The sequence below is a fragment of the Bombilactobacillus bombi genome, from assembly GCF_003522965.1.
Classification (GTDB): Bacteria; Bacillota; Bacilli; order Lactobacillales; family Lactobacillaceae; genus Bombilactobacillus; species Bombilactobacillus bombi.
In genome coordinates, this window is the sequence record NZ_CP031513.1 from 687,043 (window position 1) to 707,829 (window position 20,787).

General features: G+C 35.3%; 20 protein-coding genes. 8 read left to right on the plus strand and 12 right to left on the minus strand.

The genetic code is table 11. The annotated features are described in order from the left end of the window. Positions 1–8: 8 nt before the first annotated feature. Positions 9–1,295 (minus strand): GTPase ObgE, encoded by a 1,287-nt coding sequence (obgE, locus tag DS830_RS03565; RefSeq protein WP_118908277.1) that lies wholly within the window; start codon positions 1,293–1,295, stop codon positions 9–11. A 176-nt stretch (positions 1,296–1,471) separates the two neighbouring features. Here obgE and DS830_RS03570 point away from each other — a divergent pair, with 176 nt between their 5' ends. The 5 genes from DS830_RS03570 to DS830_RS03590 all read left to right on the plus strand — a co-directional run bounded on the left by DS830_RS03570 (position 1,472) and on the right by DS830_RS03590 (position 7,054). Then, a complete protein-coding gene (locus tag DS830_RS03570; RefSeq protein ID WP_118901949.1) occupies positions 1,472–2,230 on the plus strand; it encodes a DeoR/GlpR family DNA-binding transcription regulator in 759 nt (252 codons plus the stop codon). After that, a complete protein-coding gene (gene pfkB, locus DS830_RS03575) occupies positions 2,227–3,144 on the plus strand; it encodes a 1-phosphofructokinase (protein WP_118908278.1) in 918 nt (305 codons plus the stop codon). The genes DS830_RS03570 and pfkB overlap by 4 nt, the downstream gene beginning before the upstream one ends. 16 nt (positions 3,145–3,160) lie before the next feature. Beyond that, a complete protein-coding gene (locus DS830_RS03580) occupies positions 3,161–5,095 on the plus strand; it encodes a PTS fructose transporter subunit IIABC (RefSeq protein WP_118908279.1) in 1,935 nt (644 codons plus the stop codon). A gap of 121 nt (positions 5,096–5,216) precedes the next feature. After that, entirely contained in the window at positions 5,217–5,831 is a 615-nt protein-coding gene (locus DS830_RS03585) for a copper homeostasis protein CutC (protein WP_118908280.1), read from the plus strand. A 68-nt stretch (positions 5,832–5,899) separates the two neighbouring features. After that, positions 5,900–7,054, plus strand: a complete 1,155-nt coding sequence (locus tag DS830_RS03590) for a glycosyltransferase family protein (protein WP_118908281.1) — start codon at positions 5,900–5,902, stop codon at positions 7,052–7,054. A 63-nt stretch (positions 7,055–7,117) separates the two neighbouring features. Here the strand turns inward: DS830_RS03590 and uvrC are convergent, their stop codons facing one another. Further along, positions 7,118–8,929, minus strand: a complete 1,812-nt coding sequence (gene uvrC, locus DS830_RS03595) for an excinuclease ABC subunit UvrC (RefSeq protein WP_118908282.1) — start codon at positions 8,927–8,929, stop codon at positions 7,118–7,120. A 112-nt stretch (positions 8,930–9,041) separates the two neighbouring features. On the opposite strand from uvrC, the gene DS830_RS08855 reads away from it, so the two are divergent. Next, positions 9,042–9,194, plus strand: coding sequence for an SPJ_0845 family protein (locus DS830_RS08855; protein WP_162887500.1), 153 nt, complete (start codon positions 9,042–9,044; stop codon positions 9,192–9,194). 43 nt (positions 9,195–9,237) lie between these two features. Here the strand turns inward: DS830_RS08855 and dhaM are convergent, their stop codons facing one another. From dhaM to clpX, 5 genes are all read right to left on the minus strand, one after another. Continuing rightward, positions 9,238–9,609: a dihydroxyacetone kinase phosphoryl donor subunit DhaM gene (gene dhaM, locus DS830_RS03600; RefSeq protein ID WP_118901968.1), complete on the minus strand. Its 372-nt coding sequence runs from the start codon at positions 9,607–9,609 to the stop codon at positions 9,238–9,240. 8 nt (positions 9,610–9,617) lie between these two features. Next, positions 9,618–10,205, minus strand: coding sequence for a dihydroxyacetone kinase subunit DhaL (gene dhaL, locus DS830_RS03605; protein WP_118908283.1), 588 nt, complete (start codon positions 10,203–10,205; stop codon positions 9,618–9,620). Between the two features lie 3 nt (positions 10,206–10,208). Further along, positions 10,209–11,198: a dihydroxyacetone kinase subunit DhaK gene (gene dhaK / locus DS830_RS03610; protein ID WP_118901974.1), complete on the minus strand. Its 990-nt coding sequence runs from the start codon at positions 11,196–11,198 to the stop codon at positions 10,209–10,211. A 190-nt stretch (positions 11,199–11,388) separates the two neighbouring features. Then, a complete protein-coding gene (gene yihA, locus DS830_RS03615; RefSeq protein ID WP_118908284.1) occupies positions 11,389–11,970 on the minus strand; it encodes a ribosome biogenesis GTP-binding protein YihA/YsxC in 582 nt (193 codons plus the stop codon). Between the two features lie 4 nt (positions 11,971–11,974). Further along, positions 11,975–13,234 (minus strand): ATP-dependent Clp protease ATP-binding subunit ClpX, encoded by a 1,260-nt coding sequence (clpX, locus tag DS830_RS03620; RefSeq protein ID WP_118908285.1) that lies wholly within the window; start codon positions 13,232–13,234, stop codon positions 11,975–11,977. A 121-nt stretch (positions 13,235–13,355) separates the two neighbouring features. Here clpX and DS830_RS03625 point away from each other — a divergent pair, with 121 nt between their 5' ends. Next, complete coding sequence (locus tag DS830_RS03625; protein WP_118908286.1) at positions 13,356–14,276, plus strand: lactate/malate family dehydrogenase; 921 nt, start codon at positions 13,356–13,358, stop codon at positions 14,274–14,276. A 71-nt stretch (positions 14,277–14,347) separates the two neighbouring features. On the opposite strand, the gene tig is transcribed toward DS830_RS03625, so the two are convergent. The 5 genes from tig to rpsO all read right to left on the minus strand — a co-directional run bounded on the left by tig (position 14,348) and on the right by rpsO (position 20,318). After that, positions 14,348–15,637: a trigger factor gene (gene tig / locus DS830_RS03630; protein ID WP_118908287.1), complete on the minus strand. Its 1,290-nt coding sequence runs from the start codon at positions 15,635–15,637 to the stop codon at positions 14,348–14,350. Positions 15,638–15,791: 154 nt separating this feature from the next. Next, positions 15,792–16,982, minus strand: a complete 1,191-nt coding sequence (gene tuf, locus DS830_RS03635; RefSeq protein WP_118901988.1) for an elongation factor Tu — start codon at positions 16,980–16,982, stop codon at positions 15,792–15,794. Positions 16,983–17,184: 202 nt separating this feature from the next. Beyond that, a complete protein-coding gene (locus DS830_RS03640) occupies positions 17,185–18,111 on the minus strand; it encodes a hypothetical protein (RefSeq protein WP_118908288.1) in 927 nt (308 codons plus the stop codon). Positions 18,112–18,186: 75 nt separating this feature from the next. After that, positions 18,187–19,875, minus strand: a complete 1,689-nt coding sequence (locus DS830_RS03645) for a ribonuclease J (protein WP_162887501.1) — start codon at positions 19,873–19,875, stop codon at positions 18,187–18,189. Positions 19,876–20,048: 173 nt separating this feature from the next. Further along, positions 20,049–20,318 (minus strand): 30S ribosomal protein S15, encoded by a 270-nt coding sequence (gene rpsO / locus DS830_RS03650; protein WP_118901994.1) that lies wholly within the window; start codon positions 20,316–20,318, stop codon positions 20,049–20,051. Positions 20,319–20,507: 189 nt separating this feature from the next. On the opposite strand from rpsO, the gene rpsT reads away from it, so the two are divergent. Continuing rightward, positions 20,508–20,762 (plus strand): 30S ribosomal protein S20, encoded by a 255-nt coding sequence (rpsT, locus tag DS830_RS03655; protein ID WP_118901997.1) that lies wholly within the window; start codon positions 20,508–20,510, stop codon positions 20,760–20,762. Positions 20,763–20,787 lie beyond the last annotated feature (25 nt).

Sequence of the window (20,787 nt, forward strand, 5' to 3'; positions counted from 1 at the left end):
AGCAATATTTACATAAATTCGAATTCAAAATCATCAATCACAACCGTATCACCTGTCTGCGCTCCAGCTTTCATTAACGCCTCATCAACACCCAAATTCTGTAATTTTCGAGCAAAGCGCATAATACCATCTTGATAATTTAAATTACTTCGTTGTAAAAGTCTGCTAACGGCTGCATTGATAACTTGATAAGTATGTTCATCCAGTTTTTCTACTTTAATTTCATCAGCATCATTTTTTTGGTAACGATACAATTTCTTTTGTTCTGTATCAGATTGTTTTTGAGGTTGTGTATCAGGCAATTTTGCAAGCAAATCAGCTGTGTGACGCATTAATTCTTGTACACCTTGATGAGTAACACTCGAAATTTGATAAACATCTTGTGCGCCAAGATTTAATTGCTTCATAAAATCAGTTAAACGTTGTTTTGATCCACTCAAATCCATTTTTGTCGCCACAATAACTTGGGGACGTTGCAAAATCTGTGGATCATAATTTTGTAATTCTTGGAGGATTTGTTGATAATCAGTAACTGGATCGCGCCCATTATTCGGATCCATTTCTACTAGATGTAAAATCACATGCGTTCTTTCAATGTGCCGTAAAAATTGAAACCCTAATCCTACTCCTTGAGAAGCTCCAGTAATTAAGCCTGGTAAATCAGCCAAAACAAAATCACGACCATCTTCTAATTGCACCATACCTAAGTTAGGAGTCAAAGTTGTAAAATGATAAGCAGCAATTTTAGGTTTTGCTGCTGTGGCTACTGATAATAAAGTGGATTTACCAACGGAAGGTAAACCTACAAGTCCAACATCTGCTATCACTCTCAATTCTAAACTAATAGAACGCTGTTCACCTAATTCACCATTCTCAGCAACTTCGGGAGCAGTATTGCGTGAATTAGCAAAATGAATATTTCCACGCCCGCCATGACCACCGCGCGCCACAACTAATTCTTGATCATTAGATGTTAAATCGCCTAAAATTTCATTGCTATCAAGATCTTTGACGATAGTCCCAGGTGGTACACTAATGTAAATATCTTTCGCATTAGCACCATGCATAGATTTAATCATCCCTTGGCCCCCAGCAGGAGCTTGAAAATGGCGATGATATCTAAAATCCATTAAAGTTCTTAAACCAGCGTCAACTTTAAGAATAATACTACCGCCATTGCCGCCATCACCCCCAGCAGGTCCACCATTGGGTACATATTTTTCATGACGGAAAGCAACGGCTCCATCACCGCCCTTTCCTGCCTTAACTGTTATTGTTACATTATCAACAAACATTCAGTTCCTCCAATGCTTCTTATCAATCAATCATTTTACCATACTTAGTAATAAATTTGATAATTATCACTTGTAAAAACATTATAATTGATAAAAATTTTTTTGAACTTTTTTGAACTCTTTTGGTTGATTTTGGATTTAAATGGTGTATGATATTTCTTGGAGGTGAGATGTAAGTGATTACAGAGCGGCGTCATCAGTTAATTTTACAAGAATTACAAAAAAAGCAAGTTGTCACAATTAAGGATCTAGTAAAATTAACTAATACCTCAATATCAACAATTAGACGGGACTTAATGCAATTAGAAAAGCAACAACTTCTAATTAGAGTTCACGGCGGATGTAAGTCCATCAATTCTAGTCTCCATGAAGAACCCAAAGTTGCACAACGTCAGCAATTATCGTCATCACAAAAACAAAAAATTGCTCAATATGCTGCAACTTTAATTCAAGATAACGAGGTGATTTTTCTAGATTCGGGAACGACTGTTCAAAAAATGATTCCCTATTTAGCTGAACGACAACACCTATTAGTAATTACCAATAGCGTAGATAATGGCTCATTATTAGCAGATTATCAGATTAAAACTATTATTTTGGGTGGTACATTGCGTTCTTTAACCAAGGCCACTGTTGGACCTAGTGTTGATGACTACTTGAGTCAGTGTCATCTTGATCGTGCGTTCATGGGTGTTAACGGCTTTGATGTTGAACATGGATATACAACTCCAGATCCTGATGAATCTGCGGTTAAACAATTAGCAATCAATCAATCTGATCATGCCTATGTGTTATCAGATAATTCCAAATATGGCCAAGTACGCTTTAGCAAATTTGCTGATTTATCCGCCGCTCATTTAATTACAGATCATTTGACAACCAATGTACGACTACAATTAGCTAACTATACTAAGATAACGGAGGTTGAGAAATGATTTATACAATTACTGCAAATCCGTCTATTGATTACGTTTTGCAGTTACGCCAGTTAACTCTTGGTGAAGTAAACCGGACTGAAACGGATATCAAACTTCCAGGAGGAAAAGGTATTAACGTTTCTCGAATTTTGCAACAATTAGGTTTAGAATCAGTTGCTTGGGGATTTGTTGGTGGTTCTACCGGTGATATGTTTCAAGCATTACTAGCAAATCATCAAGTGAAAACTGATTTTATTTCGGTCGCAGGCGACACACGCATTAATGTGAAAGTAAAAGCCACCGATGAAGAAACTGAAATTAACGGACAAGGTCCAGCAATTTCAATGACCGAAAAGAAAGCCTTATTGAATAAGGTACAACAAGTTACTAAAGGTGACGTTGTGATCATGTCTGGAAGCTTGCCGCCACAATTAGACAATAATTTTTATTTAGAGATTGCTAAAATTGTAATTGCTCAAGGAGCCGAGTTTGTAATTGATACGACAGGACAAGCATTATTAGATACCTTGCCGCTGCATCCTTTAGTCATCAAACCCAATCATCATGAGTTAGCAGAGTTATTTCAAACAAACTTTCAAGATACTCAAGATATAATTAATGCAGCCCGGAAATTATTAGATCAGGGTGCTCAGCATGCACTAGTATCTATGGCTGGCGCAGGAGCTTTATTAGTGACCAAAAATCACGCTTATCAGTGCAATGCACCTAAAGATATTGTTAAAAATTCAGTAGGTGCTGGCGATTCAATGATTGCCGGGTTTGTTGGCACACTTATGCAGACACAAGATCCAATCGAAAGCTTTCATCAAGGAGCTGCTTGTGGATCTGCCACAGCATTTAGTGAAGATTTAGCTACTAGTGCCAAAATCAAGGAAGTTTATCAAAAAATTACAGTAACTAAAATCCAATAAAAGTGAGGAAGATTTCATGGATTTAAAAGAACTACTTCGTAAAGACGTCATGATCATGGATTTAAAAGCAACAACTAAAGAAGCTGCTATTGATGAAATGATTGCAAATTATAAAAAGCATGACGTAATCGATGATGTCGACTTGTTTAAAGCTGATATTTTAAAACGCGAAGCTGAAACCAGTACCGGAATTGGTGATGGCATTGCCATGCCCCATGCTCGTGATAAAGCCGTTAAAAAAGCAACTGTTATGTTTGCCAAAAGTAATAAAGGTGTCGAATATGATGCTTTAGATGGTCAGCCTGTCAGCCTCTTTTTCATGATTGCTGCACCTGATGGCGCCGACAATTTACATTTACAAGCTTTAGCTGCCTTGTCTTCTTTATTAATTAATCCGCAATTAGTAGCAGCTTTGAAAAAAGCTACTACCCCTGAGGAAGTTCAAGAATTATTTGATCAAGCTGAAGCTGCTAAGGAAGCTAAAGAAAAAGCAGATGCTGCTAAAAAGGCTGATAATACAAGTAGTGAATCTAGCCAACATAAAGGCTTTATCGTTGCTGTTTCAGCTTGTCCTAATGGAATTGCGCATACCTATATGGCAGAAGCAGCTTTAAAAGAACAAGCAGAAAAATTAGGCGTTGAAATTCGTGTTGAGACTAATGGCTCTGAAGGTGTTAAAAATCGTTTAACTGCCGACGAAATTAAACGTGCTGATGGTGTTATCTTAGCTGCTGATAAGAAAGTAGAAATGCCGCGTTTTGATGGCAAACCTCTCTTAAATCGTCCTGTTATTGATGGTATTAACAAGGCTAGCGAGTTAATTCAAAAAGTGGAAAATGGTGAAGCTCCAATTTATCATGCTGATCCATCAGAAGCTGGTAATAGCGATAGTAATACTGCAGAAGAAAAATCTCTTTGGTCGCGTGTTTACGCCGACTTGATGAATGGTGTATCTCATATGTTGCCATTTGTGGTTGGTGGTGGTATTTTAATGGCCCTTTCCTTCCTTTTGGAGAATATTGTAGGACCAAAATCGACCACTTTCTTATTTTTAAATGGTATTGGTAATTATGCTTTTAGTTTCTTAATTCCTGTTTTAGCTGCTTATATTGCTGTTTCTATGGCTGATGTACCAGCTTTAATGCCTGGTTTTGTTGCTGGTTATATGGCTTCGCAAGCAACAGCTAGCTTTGTTCATTCGAATAGTCCGGCTGGTTTTATTGGTGGTTTATTAGGTGGTTTCATTGCTGGTTGGGTTGTCATTTTCCTGAAAAAAGCTTGCAAGAATATTCCTCAATCTTTAAATGGTATGAAACCAATGTTAATATACCCAGTACTGGGCTTATTGATTGTTGGTGCAATTATGTACTTTGCAATCGATCCAATCTTTGCTGTAGTTAATCAAGCTATTTCTACCTTCTTAACTCATATGGGTACTGGTAATGCTGTTATTTTAGGTGCTTTATTGGCTGGAATGATGGCTATCGATATGGGTGGTCCTTTCAACAAGGCTGCATATGCCTTTGCAATTGGTACTTTCACAACCACTAAAGATGGTGCTTTAATGGCAGCTGTTATGGCTGGCGGAATGATTCCACCGTTAGCAATTGCTTTAGCAACTACTATTTGGAAAAATAAATTCACTAAAGCTGAACGTGAAGCTGGCTTGAGTAACTATATTTTAGGTGCGGCTTTCATTACCGAAGGTGCCATTCCCTTTGCTGCTGCTGATCCACTGCATGTTTTAACTTCTAGTGTCATTGGAGCTGCCATTGGTGGTGGTTTAACCCAATTCTGGAAGGTTAATGTACCAGCACCTCACGGTGGAATTTTTGTTTCACCATTATCTAATCGTCCTTGGTTATTCTTATTATCAGTTATTTTAGGTGCTATTATTGCCGGTGTCATTTATGGTATTTGGAAGCCAGCTCCTAAAACTGAAGCAAAATAATTGAATTTAAAAACTGTAAACTTCAATTGGGAGTTTACAGTTTTTTTGGTGGACAAAAATTAAAATTATCTTGGTTTAACTTAATTATTTCAGTTATATTAATATGAGGAGGTGTAACTATATGATTAAAGAAGTTTGTGTTGGCGATTATCGATCAGCGCTACGAGCTTTAAAGCATGGAGCTAATCGTCTAGAATTAAATGCAGATTTAGCTCAAGGTGGGATTACTCCCAGTATAGGTGTAATTCAGCAAACAACCCAATTAGCTCATCAATATAATGTCCCCGTAATAGTGATGGTCAGACCACGTGGTGGTAATTTTATTTATTCAAACGATGAAATAGAAATCATGCGCTTAGATGCTCAAAAAATTGCCCAAGTTGGTGCAGATGGAATAGCAATTGGAATTTTAACATCTCATCGGCAAATTCAAACTGAGCAATTGTTATATGTCATTAAAGATTTAAATATAGAACTAGTCTTCCATATGGCTTTTGATGAAATTAGTAATCAAAAATTGGCATTACAATGGCTTATCGAGCATAATTTTCAAAGAATACTAACTCATGGCGGTCCCTTAGAGCAGCCACTCAATATTAAACACTTGCAAGAATTAATTGAGCAAGCAAATAATCAAATTCAAATTCTACCTGGTGGTGGTGTTACAAAGAAAAATGTGGCTGATATTATCCGTGTTTTAGATGTTAATCAAGCTCATGGAACTAAAATAGTATAAATTCCCTTTTTACTTACAGGAGTGTTAGTCTAAAACTAGATATATTAAGTTTGTAGGAGGCAAATAATTTGGTAAAACCATTAAAAACTAAAGTTGCGTCCGTACAAGAAGGCAGTATCCATGATTATGATGATATTCTGAGATATTTTAATAATAAGAAAGCTCAGCAAGATTTAAAAAGTCGTTATCATTCTCTAACCTTTGTCACGACTGGTATTGAAGCTTATAATGGCGGTCAAACAACCATGTTGCATTTGGGAACTTTATTAGCTCATTCAGGATATGACGTCTATTATCAAAGTTATGTTCCACAAAGCCAAGCTAGCCTTCAAAATAACGCTAAGTTTAATTATCCTAATTATCAAGGTACTTGTTTAGCAATGGATCAATTATCTCAGCACCAATCTGATATTTGGATTGCCACTTTATGGGAATCTGCTTATATTATCAAAAACCTTCCTGGATACAAATTATACTTTATTCAAGACTATGAGCCTTACTTTTACCCGTTTGGTGATCGTTCTCAATTAGCTCAAAAAACTTATGAACTGGGATTGCACATGATTTCTTTAGGGCCCTGGTGTCAAAAGATGATTCAAGCAAATTGTCAAATAAATAGTCCCCTCGAACAAATTAACTTTCCAGTAGATTTAGATCGATATCCATATTCACAACGTGAATTTAATAGTTATTCTCATAAAAAATGTTTCACATTAGCTGTATATACAAAATTTAATAGCCCGAGACGAGCTCCCATTAATCTAGAGTTACTTCTAAATAACTGTACTAAAATTCTTAATAACAAAGGTTATCAGTTAGAAATCAACTACTTTGGTACAGATAAATCGAAAACTTTCATCAATGGGCATAATCTAGGTAAATTAACACAGCCTCAAATGGTGAGTTTATATCAACAGAGTGATTTTGGGATTGCGCCATCAATGACCAATTTTTCTTTAGTTCCTTTTGAAATGATGAGTACTGGTTTGCCATTTATTGATTTTCAAGAAGGTACGGGCAAATATTTCATTCCTAATAAATGTTGTTTTTACACTCATTTTGATGAAAATGAGTTAGCCGATTTGCTGATAAAACTCAGCAAAAATACTAATAGCCTGCAGCAAGCAACCAATAATGCACGCCAACATTTATATTCAATTACCTGGGAACACACTCTTCGAGATATTTTAAATATTTTAACTAATTTACCCAGAAAAAATTAATTTAGCTTATGTGTTCAACAATAAAAGAGGCTAGAACAATTATGTTCTAACCTCTTTTTATTTCTACGAACCTATTTTTCGAATTGGGGTTGTAGATAGGGATAATTTAATAGTTTGGGCTACTGTTTGTGAAATTCCTAATTTCATAATATCTTCTAATGGAGCTTCTTTAATCTTTTTGACAGAGCCATAATTTTTTAATAATTTAATTCGAGTTTTCGGACCAACCCCTTTGATACTTTCCAATTGTGAAGATAAAGCATTTTTACTGTGAGTTTTGCGATGGTAACTAATGACAAAGCGGTGAACCTCATCTTGAATTCTCTGTAATAAATAAAAACCCTCACTTTTTGGATCTAACGGCACGGCAACCCCTTTTTCACCAGTTATTAAGTGCGCTGTATTATGATGATTATCCTTAACCATCCCTGCAACTGGAATATGAATTCCTAATTCATTATGCAAAACATCCAGCACTACGCGTAATTCAATAATTCCACCATCCATCAAGATTAAATCAGGAAGCGGCTTTTTTTCTTTTAATAACCTTGAATAACGTCGATAAATAACTTCCCGTGTATTTGCTGATTCATCTGCACCACTATGCTCTTCTAACTCATTTTTAATTTTATATTTACGATAATTTGCTTTTTGCGGTTTGCCATCCACAAAACTAACCATGGCAGAAACAGCATCCATACCTTGAATATGAGAATGATCAAACGATTCAATCACATGTCCATAAGGCAAACCTAAAGCAGTAAAAATTTGTTCCTGCGCTTCAACAGTTTGTCGATTATCTAATTCCATAAGGCGAAATTTCTCTAGTAAAACCAATTTAGCATTATCATGGGCCATTTCTAATAAATCACGTTTTTGACCACGTTGTGGTGTTCGGAATGGCACTTGCAAAATTTGTTCTAAAGTTGCAGAGTCTATTGTTGAAGGTACTAAAATTTCTCGAGGCAAGACATTGTTTTTGCGATTATAAAACTGCAAGATGAAAGTTGCTAATTCTTCTTCAGGTGTATTAATACAAGGAAAAATACGTTTTTCTCGTTTCATTAAACGTGCTTGTCTAATAAAGAATACCTGAATAGAAATCCAGCCTTTATCAACGTAACAATTAAATAAGTCTCGTGGAGTATGGTCGTTAGAAATAATTTTCTGTTTTTCAACGGTTTGTTCGATATAGCGAATTTGATCTCGTAACTCAGCTGCACGTTCAAATTTTAAATTCTTGGCGGCTGTTTCCATTTTTTGTTGTAAAGTTTTTTTGATAGTACTGACATTACCATTCAAAAAACTTTTAATTTTGGTAATTTGTTGTTGATATTTTTCTATGGGAACTTCTTTAAAGCAAGCTCCTAAACATTGCCCCATATGATAATATAAACAAGGGCGTCCTAAATGTCCTGTGCAACGTCGTAAAGGATAAACTTTCTGTAAAAAATGCAGCGTTTCTTCAGCTGCATAAACATTGGGATAAGGTCCAAAATAATAGCCGCCATCATTTTTGACTTGTCCAGTAATTATCATTTGGGGATTACGCTCTTTGGTGATTTTAATGTATGGATACCCAGTCCCTTTTTTCAACTTAATATTAAAATATGGTTGATGCTTTTGAATTAATGTAATTTCTAGTAAAAAGGCTTCTTTATCAGTAGATGTGACAATTGTTTCAAAATCTCTAATCTCACTAACTAATTTGGCTGTTTTGCCTTCATGTGAACTCTTGAAATAAGAGCGAACTCGATTTTTTAAGTTTTTAGCTTTGCCGACATAGATAATCTTAGAATTAATATCTTTCATTAAGTAGCATCCAGGACGATCCGGCAATAAAGCTAACTTATGTTCCAAATATTCTGTAGCCATCGGCAGTCTCCTTTATTTATCGGAGAATATTTTACTATTTTTTGATAAAAATACCAACATTTTTGCAATCGTTGTAGTAATTATATATAATTACCCTAAAGGAGCGGTGATAATGGGATTAACTGTTAAACGTGAAAATGATTTTGGAAGTTTGTTCGATAAATTTGCCTCTTTACCAGACGATATCAAACAGGATATTGATACTCTTGATAAGACTGCTAAAAAAAATAAAGATACTGATGCTAAGAAAAAAGAAAGCAAATAAAAATAACGACACAAGACGGAATTATCTTGTGTCGTTATTTTTATTATTTTTCTAAATGTAATTTATCCAAATTGCTAACAATTGTTGTAAAATCAACATTAACTTGTGCCAAAGTTGCTGCCGTATAAGCACCTTCAACTAGGGCAACATCAAATTGGTGAATAGGTTTAGTACTCATTTCACGAGCCATTTCTAAATTCATTTTTGCACTGCCTAAATCATAAAAGGCTAAAATTTCATCGCCTTGATTATCACTAATCGCCTTTTGAATCATATTTAAGGAAGAACCAATTTGGCCTTCATCGGTGCCGCCAGCAAAAGTTATGGAAACATCCGGTGCTGCTTGAAGTGCTAACTTGGCTACTCCCTGAGCAATTTCTGGTACATGAGATACTACTAAAATTCCATATTTCATAATTTTCCTCATTTATTTAGCACTTGCAATAAGCAATCAAATAATAATTCACTACTTTTTGCTCCGGGATCTAAATGACCAACAGAACGTTCTCCTAAATAACTAGCACGTCCTTTTTTAGCTTCTAAATCTGCAGTTGCTTGCAAGTGCTGATCTAAATTACTTGAACTAAATTGATTATTTGCTAAATCATCAGCTACAGGCTGCCAAACATCTAACATTGTTTTGTCACCTACTTGTGATTGTCCACGCCGTTTAATACCAGCTGCACCACTAGCAATTAGATTTGAAAGTTGAGAATCATGCTCTTGAACATACTTAGACATATCTAATAAAGCGGTACCATATAATGGTCCAGAAGCCCCACCTACTTTACTAATTAACGCAAATGCTACTTGTTTGAGTAAATCACTTAAATTCGCAGTTGCTTGTTGTTGTAAAACCGTTTGCACTTGTTCTACGCCTCGTAGCATATTAGTTCCATGATCACCGTCACCAATTGCAGTGTCTAATTCATTTAATTGATCTTTGTGCTCTTGAATACTTTGAACATAAAGTTCAAACCACTTAGTTGCTAATTCTGTTGTTAATTCCATTTTCTACCATCCTAAAGTTGTAACATTTTGTGTTAAGTAATCTTGCCAGCCATTATCTAATTTTACTAAAGTTAAAGATAAACCACTCATATCAATGGAGGTCACTAGATTACCTACTTTAGTAAAAGTTACTTTAATGCCTTGTTTTTGTAATTCTTCTAAGACGTTATTTAGAAAAATATATTGTTCCATTAGGGGAGTTGCTCCCATACCATTAACTAAAACCGCAAATTCATCATTCTTGTTAGCATCAAACTCTGCCAAGATTTTGGTAAGTAATTCTTGTGCTAATTTTTGAGCTGATTGTAATTTTTCTGTAGAATAACCACGTTCATTATGAATTCCTACACCATATTCAATTTCATCGTTAGCTAATTCAAATCCTGGATGGCCAACAGCTGGTACCGTTGCTGCTTGTAAGGCAATACCCAGAGTTTTAGTATTGTCAATCACTTGCTGACCTAATTGCTGTAATTGCTCTAAAGTGCACCCTTGACGAGCTGCTGCACCTAATATTTTTTCAACTAAAACTGTTCCTGCAACACCACGCCGACCTTGTTGACTATCAGGAATTGAAATATCATCGTCCACAATAATGCTCTCAACTTTTATATTGTCAGCTTGAGCCATTTCTTTTGCCATATCAAAATTCATGACATCCCCAGAGTAATTCTTGACGATTAATAGTACTCCTTGTCCCTGATCAGCTTCTTTGATGGCAGCCAAAATTTGATCAGGTGTGGGAGAAGTGAAAATCTCGCCACAAACTGCTGCAGTCAACATGCCTTCACCTACAAAGCCTGCATGTAAGGGTTCATGACCACTGCCGCCACCTGAAACCAAACCAACTTGGATTTTTGTTTGAAACTGTTCATCATTTCTAATAACCACTTGTGTATCTGGTAACTGTCGTAATAGCCCATTACTAGCTTGAACTATGCCTTGCACCATCTCTGGTACAATTTCACTAACCTGATTGATGATTTTTTTCAATTACTATTCCCCCTTTAGATTCTTTCTAAACTGATAATAATTTTATTATATGCTAGTACATCTATTTAAAATAGTAAAACAACTTAATTATAATTTTAATAATAAACTTTATATTTACTCTAATATAAAAAATAACCCCCCATATTGGAGTTCATCCAATATTAGGAGGTTATTGTAAAAGCTTTTTTAATTAAATTTGGCTTTCAATCCACTGCCAAACTTCTGCTTGGCCTGACTTAGTTTGTGAACTAAACAGTTGCAACTGATCGGTTTGATTAAGATTCAAAGTCTTATTGACAGCACTGATAGTTTTATTCCATTGGTTACCCTTGACTTTATCCATTTTGGTAGCGACCACCAAAGTGGGTAAATGATAATAACTAACAAATTGATACATTGAAATATCGTCTGCAGTTGGTGCTCGACGCCCATCAACTAAAATAATAACTCCTTTAAGTGGTTGGCGTGTAGTTAAATATTCTTCTATCATTACCCCAAATTCTGCGCGTTGCTTTTTAGATACTTTGGCGTAACCATAACCTGGAACATCCACTAAATAAAAAGCTTCATTTATCTGATAAAAATTTAATGTGCGTGTTTTTCCGGGTGTACTTGAAGTTCGCGCAAATTTTTTGCGTTGTACTAAGGTATTAATTAATGAAGATTTACCTACATTAGATCTTCCTAAAAGGGCAATTTCTGGATAACCTTCCGTAGGATACTGCGTAGCACTAACAGCACTTAAATCCATTTTTAAAGTTTTAATTTGCATACTATTAAGCAACCTTACCATCATCAGAATATAGGGTTGGTTGTTGCTGCCCTTCTACAGACTTTTTAGTCACCACTACTCTTTTGATATCATCACGACTAGGCACTTCATACATCACATCCATTAAAGTCGCCTCAATAATTGAGCGTAATCCTCGTGCTCCTGTGTTACGTTTAATGGCTAAGTCAGCCATTGCTTCTAAGGCATTTTTATTAAATTCTAGTTTAACCTTGTTCAAAGCAAATAATTGCTGATATTGTTTCACTAAAGCATTTTTAGGCTGTGTCAAAATCGCAACTAAATCTTCTTGAGTTAGTTGATTAAGCGTAGTAATGACTGGAATTCTACCAATAAATTCAGGAATAATCCCAAATTGCATCAAATCTTCGGGTATGACTTGTTGCATAAGAGCATCATGATTATTAAATTCAACCGCGTCAGAATCATCAGTTCCAAAGCCAATTGTCTTCTCACCTAAACGAGTTTTAATGATTTCTTCAAGTCCATCAAAAGCTCCTCCAACAATAAACAAAATATTAGTTGTATCTAATTGAATCATTTCTTGTTGAGGGTGCTTGCGACCTCCTTGTGGTGGAATGTTAGCAATCGTACCTTCCAGAATTTTCAATAATGCTTGTTGAACACCTTCGCCCGAAACATCACGTGTAATAGAAACATTTTCACTTTTTTTAGAAATTTTATCAATTTCATCAATGTAAATAATTCCGTGTTGCGCTTTCTCAACATCAAAATCGGCATTTTGTAATAATTTTAATAAAATATTTTCAACATCTTCACCAACATAACCTGCTTCAGTAAGTGTAGTGGCGTCCGCAATTGCAAAAGGCACTTTTAAAATTTTTGCTAATGTCTGGGCTAAATAAGTTTTACCTGATCCAGTCGGGCCGATTAGAGCAATGTTACTCTTTTGCATTTCGACTTTCTGATTGTCTTTATCATTAAGTTGATTATTAATTCTTAAATAATGATTATAAACTGCCACTGATAAATTCTTTTTGGCTTGTTTTTGGCCAATGACATATTGATCTAAAGTTTTCATAATTTCAGCCGGTGCTGGCAGTTTATTAATAGCAAAATTTTCTGCCTGTTTTTTACCTGCGTCAGAAATAATCTGTTGACATAAATCGACACACTCATTACAGATGTATACTCCAGGACCAGCAACTATTTGTTTTACTTGATCTTGAGATTTACCACAAAAGGAACATACAATTGCTCCACTATCATTTGTATTATCGAACATATTTTTTCCTCCAAAATTGGATCTTTGCTACCAATTTAGCACTAAAAAGGTTAGCATATAGTTATAGAAAAGTAAAATTTTTTAACTTTTCTTAATAGTATACGAAAGGATGGATATATTAATGAATAAAGTTGGAATTATTGGATTAGGACACGTCGGTGCAACCACTGCTTTAATCATGGCACAACGTGGCAAAGTAGGTAAAATTGTCCTTGTTGACAAAAATTTTGACAAGGCACGTGCTGAACAAGTTGATTTGCAAGATCAAATTTCCTTGTTAGACACGGATACTGAAGTAGTTTTACAAGATTACACTGCTCAAAATTGGGAAGAACTAAAAGACTTAGATGTCCTTGTTTTCTGTGCTGGGAAAATCGCTCTACTCAAAGAGCATGGTGGGCAACGTGATTTTGAATTGCAAATGACCAGCAAAATTGTTGCTGAAGTAGCTCCAAAAATTAAAGCATCTGGATTTAATGGCGTAATCATTAATATAACTAATCCTTGTGACGTCATCGCACGTCTACTACAAGAACAAACAGGTTTGCCCAAACAACAAGTATTGGGAACTGGAACTGGTCTGGAAACGGCTCGTATGCATCATGCAGTGGGTGAAGCAACAGGTCACAATTATCATGATGTCACTGGATATGTCTTTGGTGAACACGGTGATACAATGTTTCCAGTTTGGTCTACAGTTCGGGTTGCCGGAAAACCAATTAGTGAATGGAAATTAGACTTAAAACAGTTAACACAACAAATTGTCACTGGTGGTTATACTATCTTTTCAGGTAAAGAATATACTAACAATGGTATCGCTACTTGGGTTAATCTTATCACAGAAGCAGTTTTAAGTAATGCCAAGCGCGCATTGCCAGTAACAGTCTATGATAGCCAGTTAAACTTGTATATTGGCCAACTAGCTGTTATAGGAGAAAATGGAGTTCAAAAAGTTGTAGATTTGCCATTAACAAGTGAAGAACAAAAACAATATCAAGCTTCAGCACAAGCAATATTGCAAAATTATCAAAAAGTTAAATAACAAAAAAATAAGCCTGCTTTGCCAAAACTACATGACTTCAATCGTGTGGCTTTAGCCTCAGCAAGGCTTATTTATTTTTGAACTACACTATCAGTAATCATTTCTACAGCTTTTTTAACAGCAATATCGTGATCTAACATCTCATCAGTTAACGCGCCTCGAACAGCATCTTCTTCCATGCCATATTCAGAAGCCAAATCTTTAACTTCTTGATCACGCTCTTCTTTGGTAGCCTTGATATTTTCTTGTTTAACAATTGCTTCGAGCAATAAATTAGTTTTAACACGTTGCTCAGAATCTTTAGCAAAACGTTGTTTAACGTCTTCTTCAGTTGTACCGGTCATTTGATAGTACATTTGTGGATTGATACCTTGACGTTGCATTGTACCCAAGAATTGATCTACTTGATTTTGAACATCTTGGTCAATCATCGCTTGCGGAATTTTTTCAAAAGTTGCATTTTCAATAGCTTTATTGACTGCTTCTTCTTCAATCTTATCTTCAGCTTGTTGCTTGCGTTGTTTTTCTAAACGTTCACGGATTTTTGTCTTCAACTCATCTAAAGTATCGACATTTTCATCAATATCTTTAGCGAAATCATCATCCAATTTTGGTAATTCTTTAGTTTTGATTTCATGGATAGTTGTTTGGAAATGAGCTTCCTTACCAGCTAAATCTTTGCTTTGATAATCTTTAGGGAAAGTAACTTTTACATCTACTTCATCCCCACTTTCATGATCAATTAATTGATCTTCAAAGCCTGGAATAAAGGAATTGGAACCTAATTCTAGTGAGTAATTGTCGGCACTACCGCCATCAAAAGCTTCACCATCAATAGTTCCTTTATAATCAATAACAACGGTGTCACCTTTTTCAGATTTGCCGGCTTCTTTTAAGACTAATTCTGCTTGTTGCTTTTGTAATCTTTCCAACTCAGCTGTAACGTCATCATCACTTACAGTAGTATCTTGTTTTTCAACTTCTAGTTTTTGGAATTGGCCTAACGTAACTTCAGGCTCTACTGCTACTGTTGCTTTGATTTTCCATGGTTGATCTTGATCCATGCTTTCAACACTAATTTGTGGTTGACCCACTGGTTTGATATCTGCTTGTTCAACAGCTGCAGAATATGATTCTGGTAAAACATCATTCAAAGCATCTTGATATAAGGCTGTTTCACCATACATTTGGTCAAACACCACGCGTGGCACTTTGCCCTTCCGAAATCCTGGTACATTTATGCTTTTTCTAACACGCCGAAAAGCAGAGTCTAAACCTTTTTTAATAGTTTCTTGATCAATTTCAAAAGTCAATTCACCATCTTGATCTTTTTTCTTCGTCCATTTAGCTTTCGAAGCCATATTATCCCTCCGGTACTCTTTATCTACATACTCATTAATATTACCTTAAATAAAATTGCTTGTAAATGTTATAGAGCCTATTATACCATTTTTTCTCTCATATTTTCCCAAAAAAAAAGCCTGACCAAAGTCAGGCATCATGAAATCACTAAAATTAATCCAAAATTTCAGTAACAACACCGGCACCAACAGTACGTCCGCCTTCACGAACAGTAAACTTGGTTCCTTTTTCAATCGCAACTGGTGAGATTAAGTCTACTTCAAATGTAACATTATCACCAGGCATAACCATTTCAACACCATCTGGCAATTCAATAACACCAGTAACATCTGTTGTATGGAAGTAGAATTGTGGGCGATAGTTAGAGAAGAATGGAGTATGACGTCCACCTTCTTCTTTATTCAAGATATAAACTTCACCTTTGAACTTGTTGTGAGTTTGAATAGAACCTGGCTTAGCCAAAACTTGTCCACGTTCGATTTGATCACGGTTAACACCACGAAGAAGTACACCAACGTTATCGCCGGCTTCACCTAAATCAAGTGTCTTGTGGAACATTTCCAAACCAGTAACTGTTGAATGTTCAACATCATCTTTCAAACCAACAATATCAACTTCGTCGCCGACTTTAACTTGTCCACGGTCAATACGTCCGGAAGCAACAGTACCACGACCAGTAATTGTGAAGACATCTTCAACAGGCATCAAGAAAGGCTTGTCAGTATCACGTACTGGTGTTGGAATATATTCATCAACAGTATCCATTAATTTTTCGATAACTTTGGTTTGTTCTGGATCGCCTTCCAAAGCCTTCAAAGCGGAACCGCGGATAACTGGAATATCATCCCCAGGATAACCGTATTCTGTTAATAAGTCACGAACTTCCATTTCAACTAAGTCAATTAATTCATCATCATCAACTAAGTCTGTCTTGTTCAAGAAGACTACGATGTAATCAACACCAACTTGCTTAGCTAACAAAATATGTTCACGAGTTTGTGGCATTGGACCATCAGTAGCAGCAACAACCAAAATAGCACCATCCATTTGGGCAGCACCAGTGATCATGTTCTTAATGTAGTCAGCATGTCCTGGAGCATCCATATGAGCATAATGACGCTTTTCAGTTTCGTATTCAACGTGAGCTGTGTTGATAGTAATCCCACGTTCCTTTTCTTCTGGTGCCTTATCAATATCAGCATAGTCTTCAGCTTTAGCTAAACCTTTGTCTGCTAAAACCTTAGTAATTGCTGCTGTCAATGTGGTTTTACCATGATCAACGTGACCAATAGTACCAATATTTACATGGGGCTTAGTTCTTTCATAATGTTCTTTTTCTGCCATTAAAAGAAACCTCCTAGTTGTCATTGTGAATGAGACGCAAATGCAAAAAAATATAAAGAGCTTTGCAAAAACGACTCTTTATGCAGAAATTATACTACTTTTGGGGACAAAAAACAAAGTTATACTCACCAAAAATATCTACCTTGGTAGTATATAAATCCTTTTGGAAAATGTAAATAGATTTTCCAGAATTGATTTAAATTTAATTGAATAAACTTAATAATTCTCCAAGCTTACTCAACCACATATCTACTTTACCAGCTTTTGCGTCTTTTTCAAGAGTTTGAACTGTTTTTTCAAAGCCAAAATGTTGTAAAGTTAAATCTACCCATAATTGTGGCTCTAAAATGATGTCATCAGTATAAGGATACAGCATTGCTGCATATAAATTTAACTCGCCGCTAATTGCTTGTTTGTTATCTTCAGAAAGATGCTGATAATTTGTTAAAAGAGCTTGCATATTTTTTACTGCATTTAAATCTGCAATTAATGGGTAACGCTGTGGTTCAAAATGGCTTATCTTACCATAAAAATTAATTTCCATCTTAGTAGAAATTTTTAATTTCACTAAATCTTCTGTCACCCCTGCTTTAATCAAAGGATGCAAATACGGATTAGTGAGTAGTAATTTGCTCATACGCAAAAATTCTTGCAAAGACAGCTGATGCAATTGAGCAATCAAATCAACTTGTTCGTCTAAAGATAATGTCAAAACGCTTAAAACTTGGTTTTGTAACTCGTGTTGGTACTTTACATTAGTTCGAGCAAAGGCTAATTGTCTTGTATTAATTAATTGACGAAATTTAACTTTTTGAGGTGGGTTGTGCCAATTAATCTGTAATAAAACTTGATAAGCAGCTATAAAATCATGTTTAGCTATTAAACCTTCCAATAAGAGCTTCGTATCGGCAGGTTTATTTAAATATTGTGGCCATGAGTTTTTTAAGACAGTTAAAATTTTTTGATTATGATGTGCCAAATGTAGTGCTTGGACCCACTGTCGCTCCATTTCAAAAGTTGGTTCTTGTAAATATATTTGTTCATAAAGATCTGCAGCTGCTAGGTATTGCTTTTTTGCAAGTAGCTGTTGTGCTTGCTTTAGTAATTTTTGAATGTGTGTGTTTGCCATATTTTACCTAAAATAATAAAAAGGCTGGTAGAAAAACACTTAATTAGTTTTCTTCCAGACTTTTAAATTTTAATATTATTTGTGACTATTACGATGCCGATTTTGGTTAACTTCCATAACTACTGGTAAAATCATTGGATGTCTTTTAGTTTTATTCCAAAGAAAATGATTGAGATCCTCACGAATATCTTGCTTCAGATGCGTCCAATCAAATTCTTTATTATCGAGATTATTCTGCACAGCTTTTACTACTACTTCTGAACTTTCTGTGAGTAACTGTCGATTTTCACGTAAATAAACAAATCCACGAGCTGTAACTTTAGGTGGAGCAACGATTTTTTTCTTTTTGCGATCAATAGTAACTACTGCTACAAATACACCATCGTCAGACAATAATTTTCGATCACGCAGCACAATCGTCCCAATATCACCGATACCAATACCATCAATCATGGTATCACCTGCCGTAACTGCTGGTGCTAAATGAAATTTATTTTGTTCATAACTTAAAACATCACCGTTTTGTAATAGAAAAATATTATTTTTATCTAATCCGGTTTCTGCTGCAATTTTAGAATGGGCGTTTAATAAGCGATATTCACCTTGCACAGGAATAACATTTTGCGGATGTAATAAATTAATCATTAATTGTAAGTCACTCTTAGATGCATGCCCTGAAGTATATAATCCAGAATCTGATAAGGATTTAATCTCAGCACCTGCACGGAAAATTAAATCACGTGTCTTGGCCACATTAGTTTCCATTGCATGAGATGGGGTTGTGGCAATAAAAACAAAATCGCCTGGCTCAATATGATAAAAGTGATGGCGACTAGTTGCCATTTTTTGTAAAATTTTAATCGGCTCGCCCATTCTACCAGTTTCAATTATTAAGATTTTATCTTTTGGCATTTTTTCAGCTTCACGCGCGCTCACTAATAAATCGTCATCCACATTCAGATAACCCAGTTTAATTACTGTGCGAACAATTTTAGAAGCATCTTGTCCTGTTAAAACCACTTTTCGATTTAATTTTTGGGCAGCATCAAAAATTTGCTGCATACGTAAAATATTAGATGCAACTGAAGCGACAACAATTCTTCCCTGCTGATATTCAAATGTTTCCCAAATATAAGTATAAATATCACGTTCATCTGCAGCAGGGTAAGGAGACTCCGCATTAGCTGAATCACTGAGGAGCGCTACAACTTTATTTTTACCGATATCTGCCAACCGTTGATAATCTGTTTTATACATAGCTATGGCTGATTGATCAAACTTGAAATCACCTGTATAAACAACCTGGCCTACCGGTGTCTTAATAACAATCCCTAATGAATCAGGAATTGAATGTGTTGTTTTAAAGAACGAGACACTAATATTCTCAAAATCAATTGCAGTTTGGGCATCAATAATTTGAAAATTACGAAAATGGCGGCTATGTTTATCATTACCGACATTAATTTTGGTAAGCTCAATGGTTAATTTAGAACCAAAAACAGGAATATCATGGTCTCCTACTAAATAAGGTACAGCCCCAATGGCATCAGCATGTCCATGTGTTAAAAATATTCCCACTATTTTATCAATATTTTCTTCTATATATGTTAAATCAGGAATTACTACATCAATTCCAAATAATTCATTTTCAGGATATTGCAATCCGCAATCTAAAATTACAATTTCTTCACCATACTCAACAGCATACATATTTTTGCCGTTTTCGCGTAACCCACCCAAGGGCACAATATTTAAATTTGCCAACAAATTCACCTTTCTCAAATTAAAATTCATCATTAATAATAACAATTCAGAAAAACTTTACTGTCATCAATGACAACTAGAAGATATTTGTTTTATTGTAGCACATTTAAAATAAATTTCCTATGAGCAAGATAAAAGCAAATAAAAAATCCCTCAAAATGAGGGATTTAAAATTAACGACGCAAACCTAAACTCTTAATCAATTCACGATAACGATTAATATCACTATTACGAAGATACGCTAACAAATTACGACGATGACCAATTTTCTTTAAAAGTCCAACATAAGAATGATGGTCCTTTTTATTAGTCTTTAAATGATCGTTCAAATTATTAATTTCGTTAGTTAAAATTGCAATTTGAACCTCAGGAGAACCAGTATCTCCTGGTTTACGTCCATACTTACTAATTAATTCTTGTTTTTGTTCCTTAGTAATTGCCATTATTTCCACCTTTTCTCTATTTATTCAGCAAGACAAGGCAGGCGCTGGTGATGCAACCAACTTTGCCAAGCTACGAACAACCTCTAATATACCGAATTTTAATCAATAAATCAAGCATGAGTATGTTGCAAATCATGTAATCTTCGAGTATAATTTTGAAGTATTGAGTAAAGGTACGGAGGTGATAAGATGCCACAAATTAAATCTGCTATGAAGCGCGTACGTCAATCTGAAAAAATTAACGAACGTAAATCTGCACAAAGAAGTGCAATGCGATCCGCAATTAAAAAGTTTGAAAAAGCAGCTGCAAACAATGACCCACAAACTCAAGATTTATACAAACAAGCTACTCGCGCAATTGATATGGGTAAGACCAAGGGTTTAATCAAGCAAAATAAGGCTGCTCGTGATAAATCACGTTTAGCTTCTAAAATTAGCAAATAATTAAATTATTAAAGGCGTTGAAACA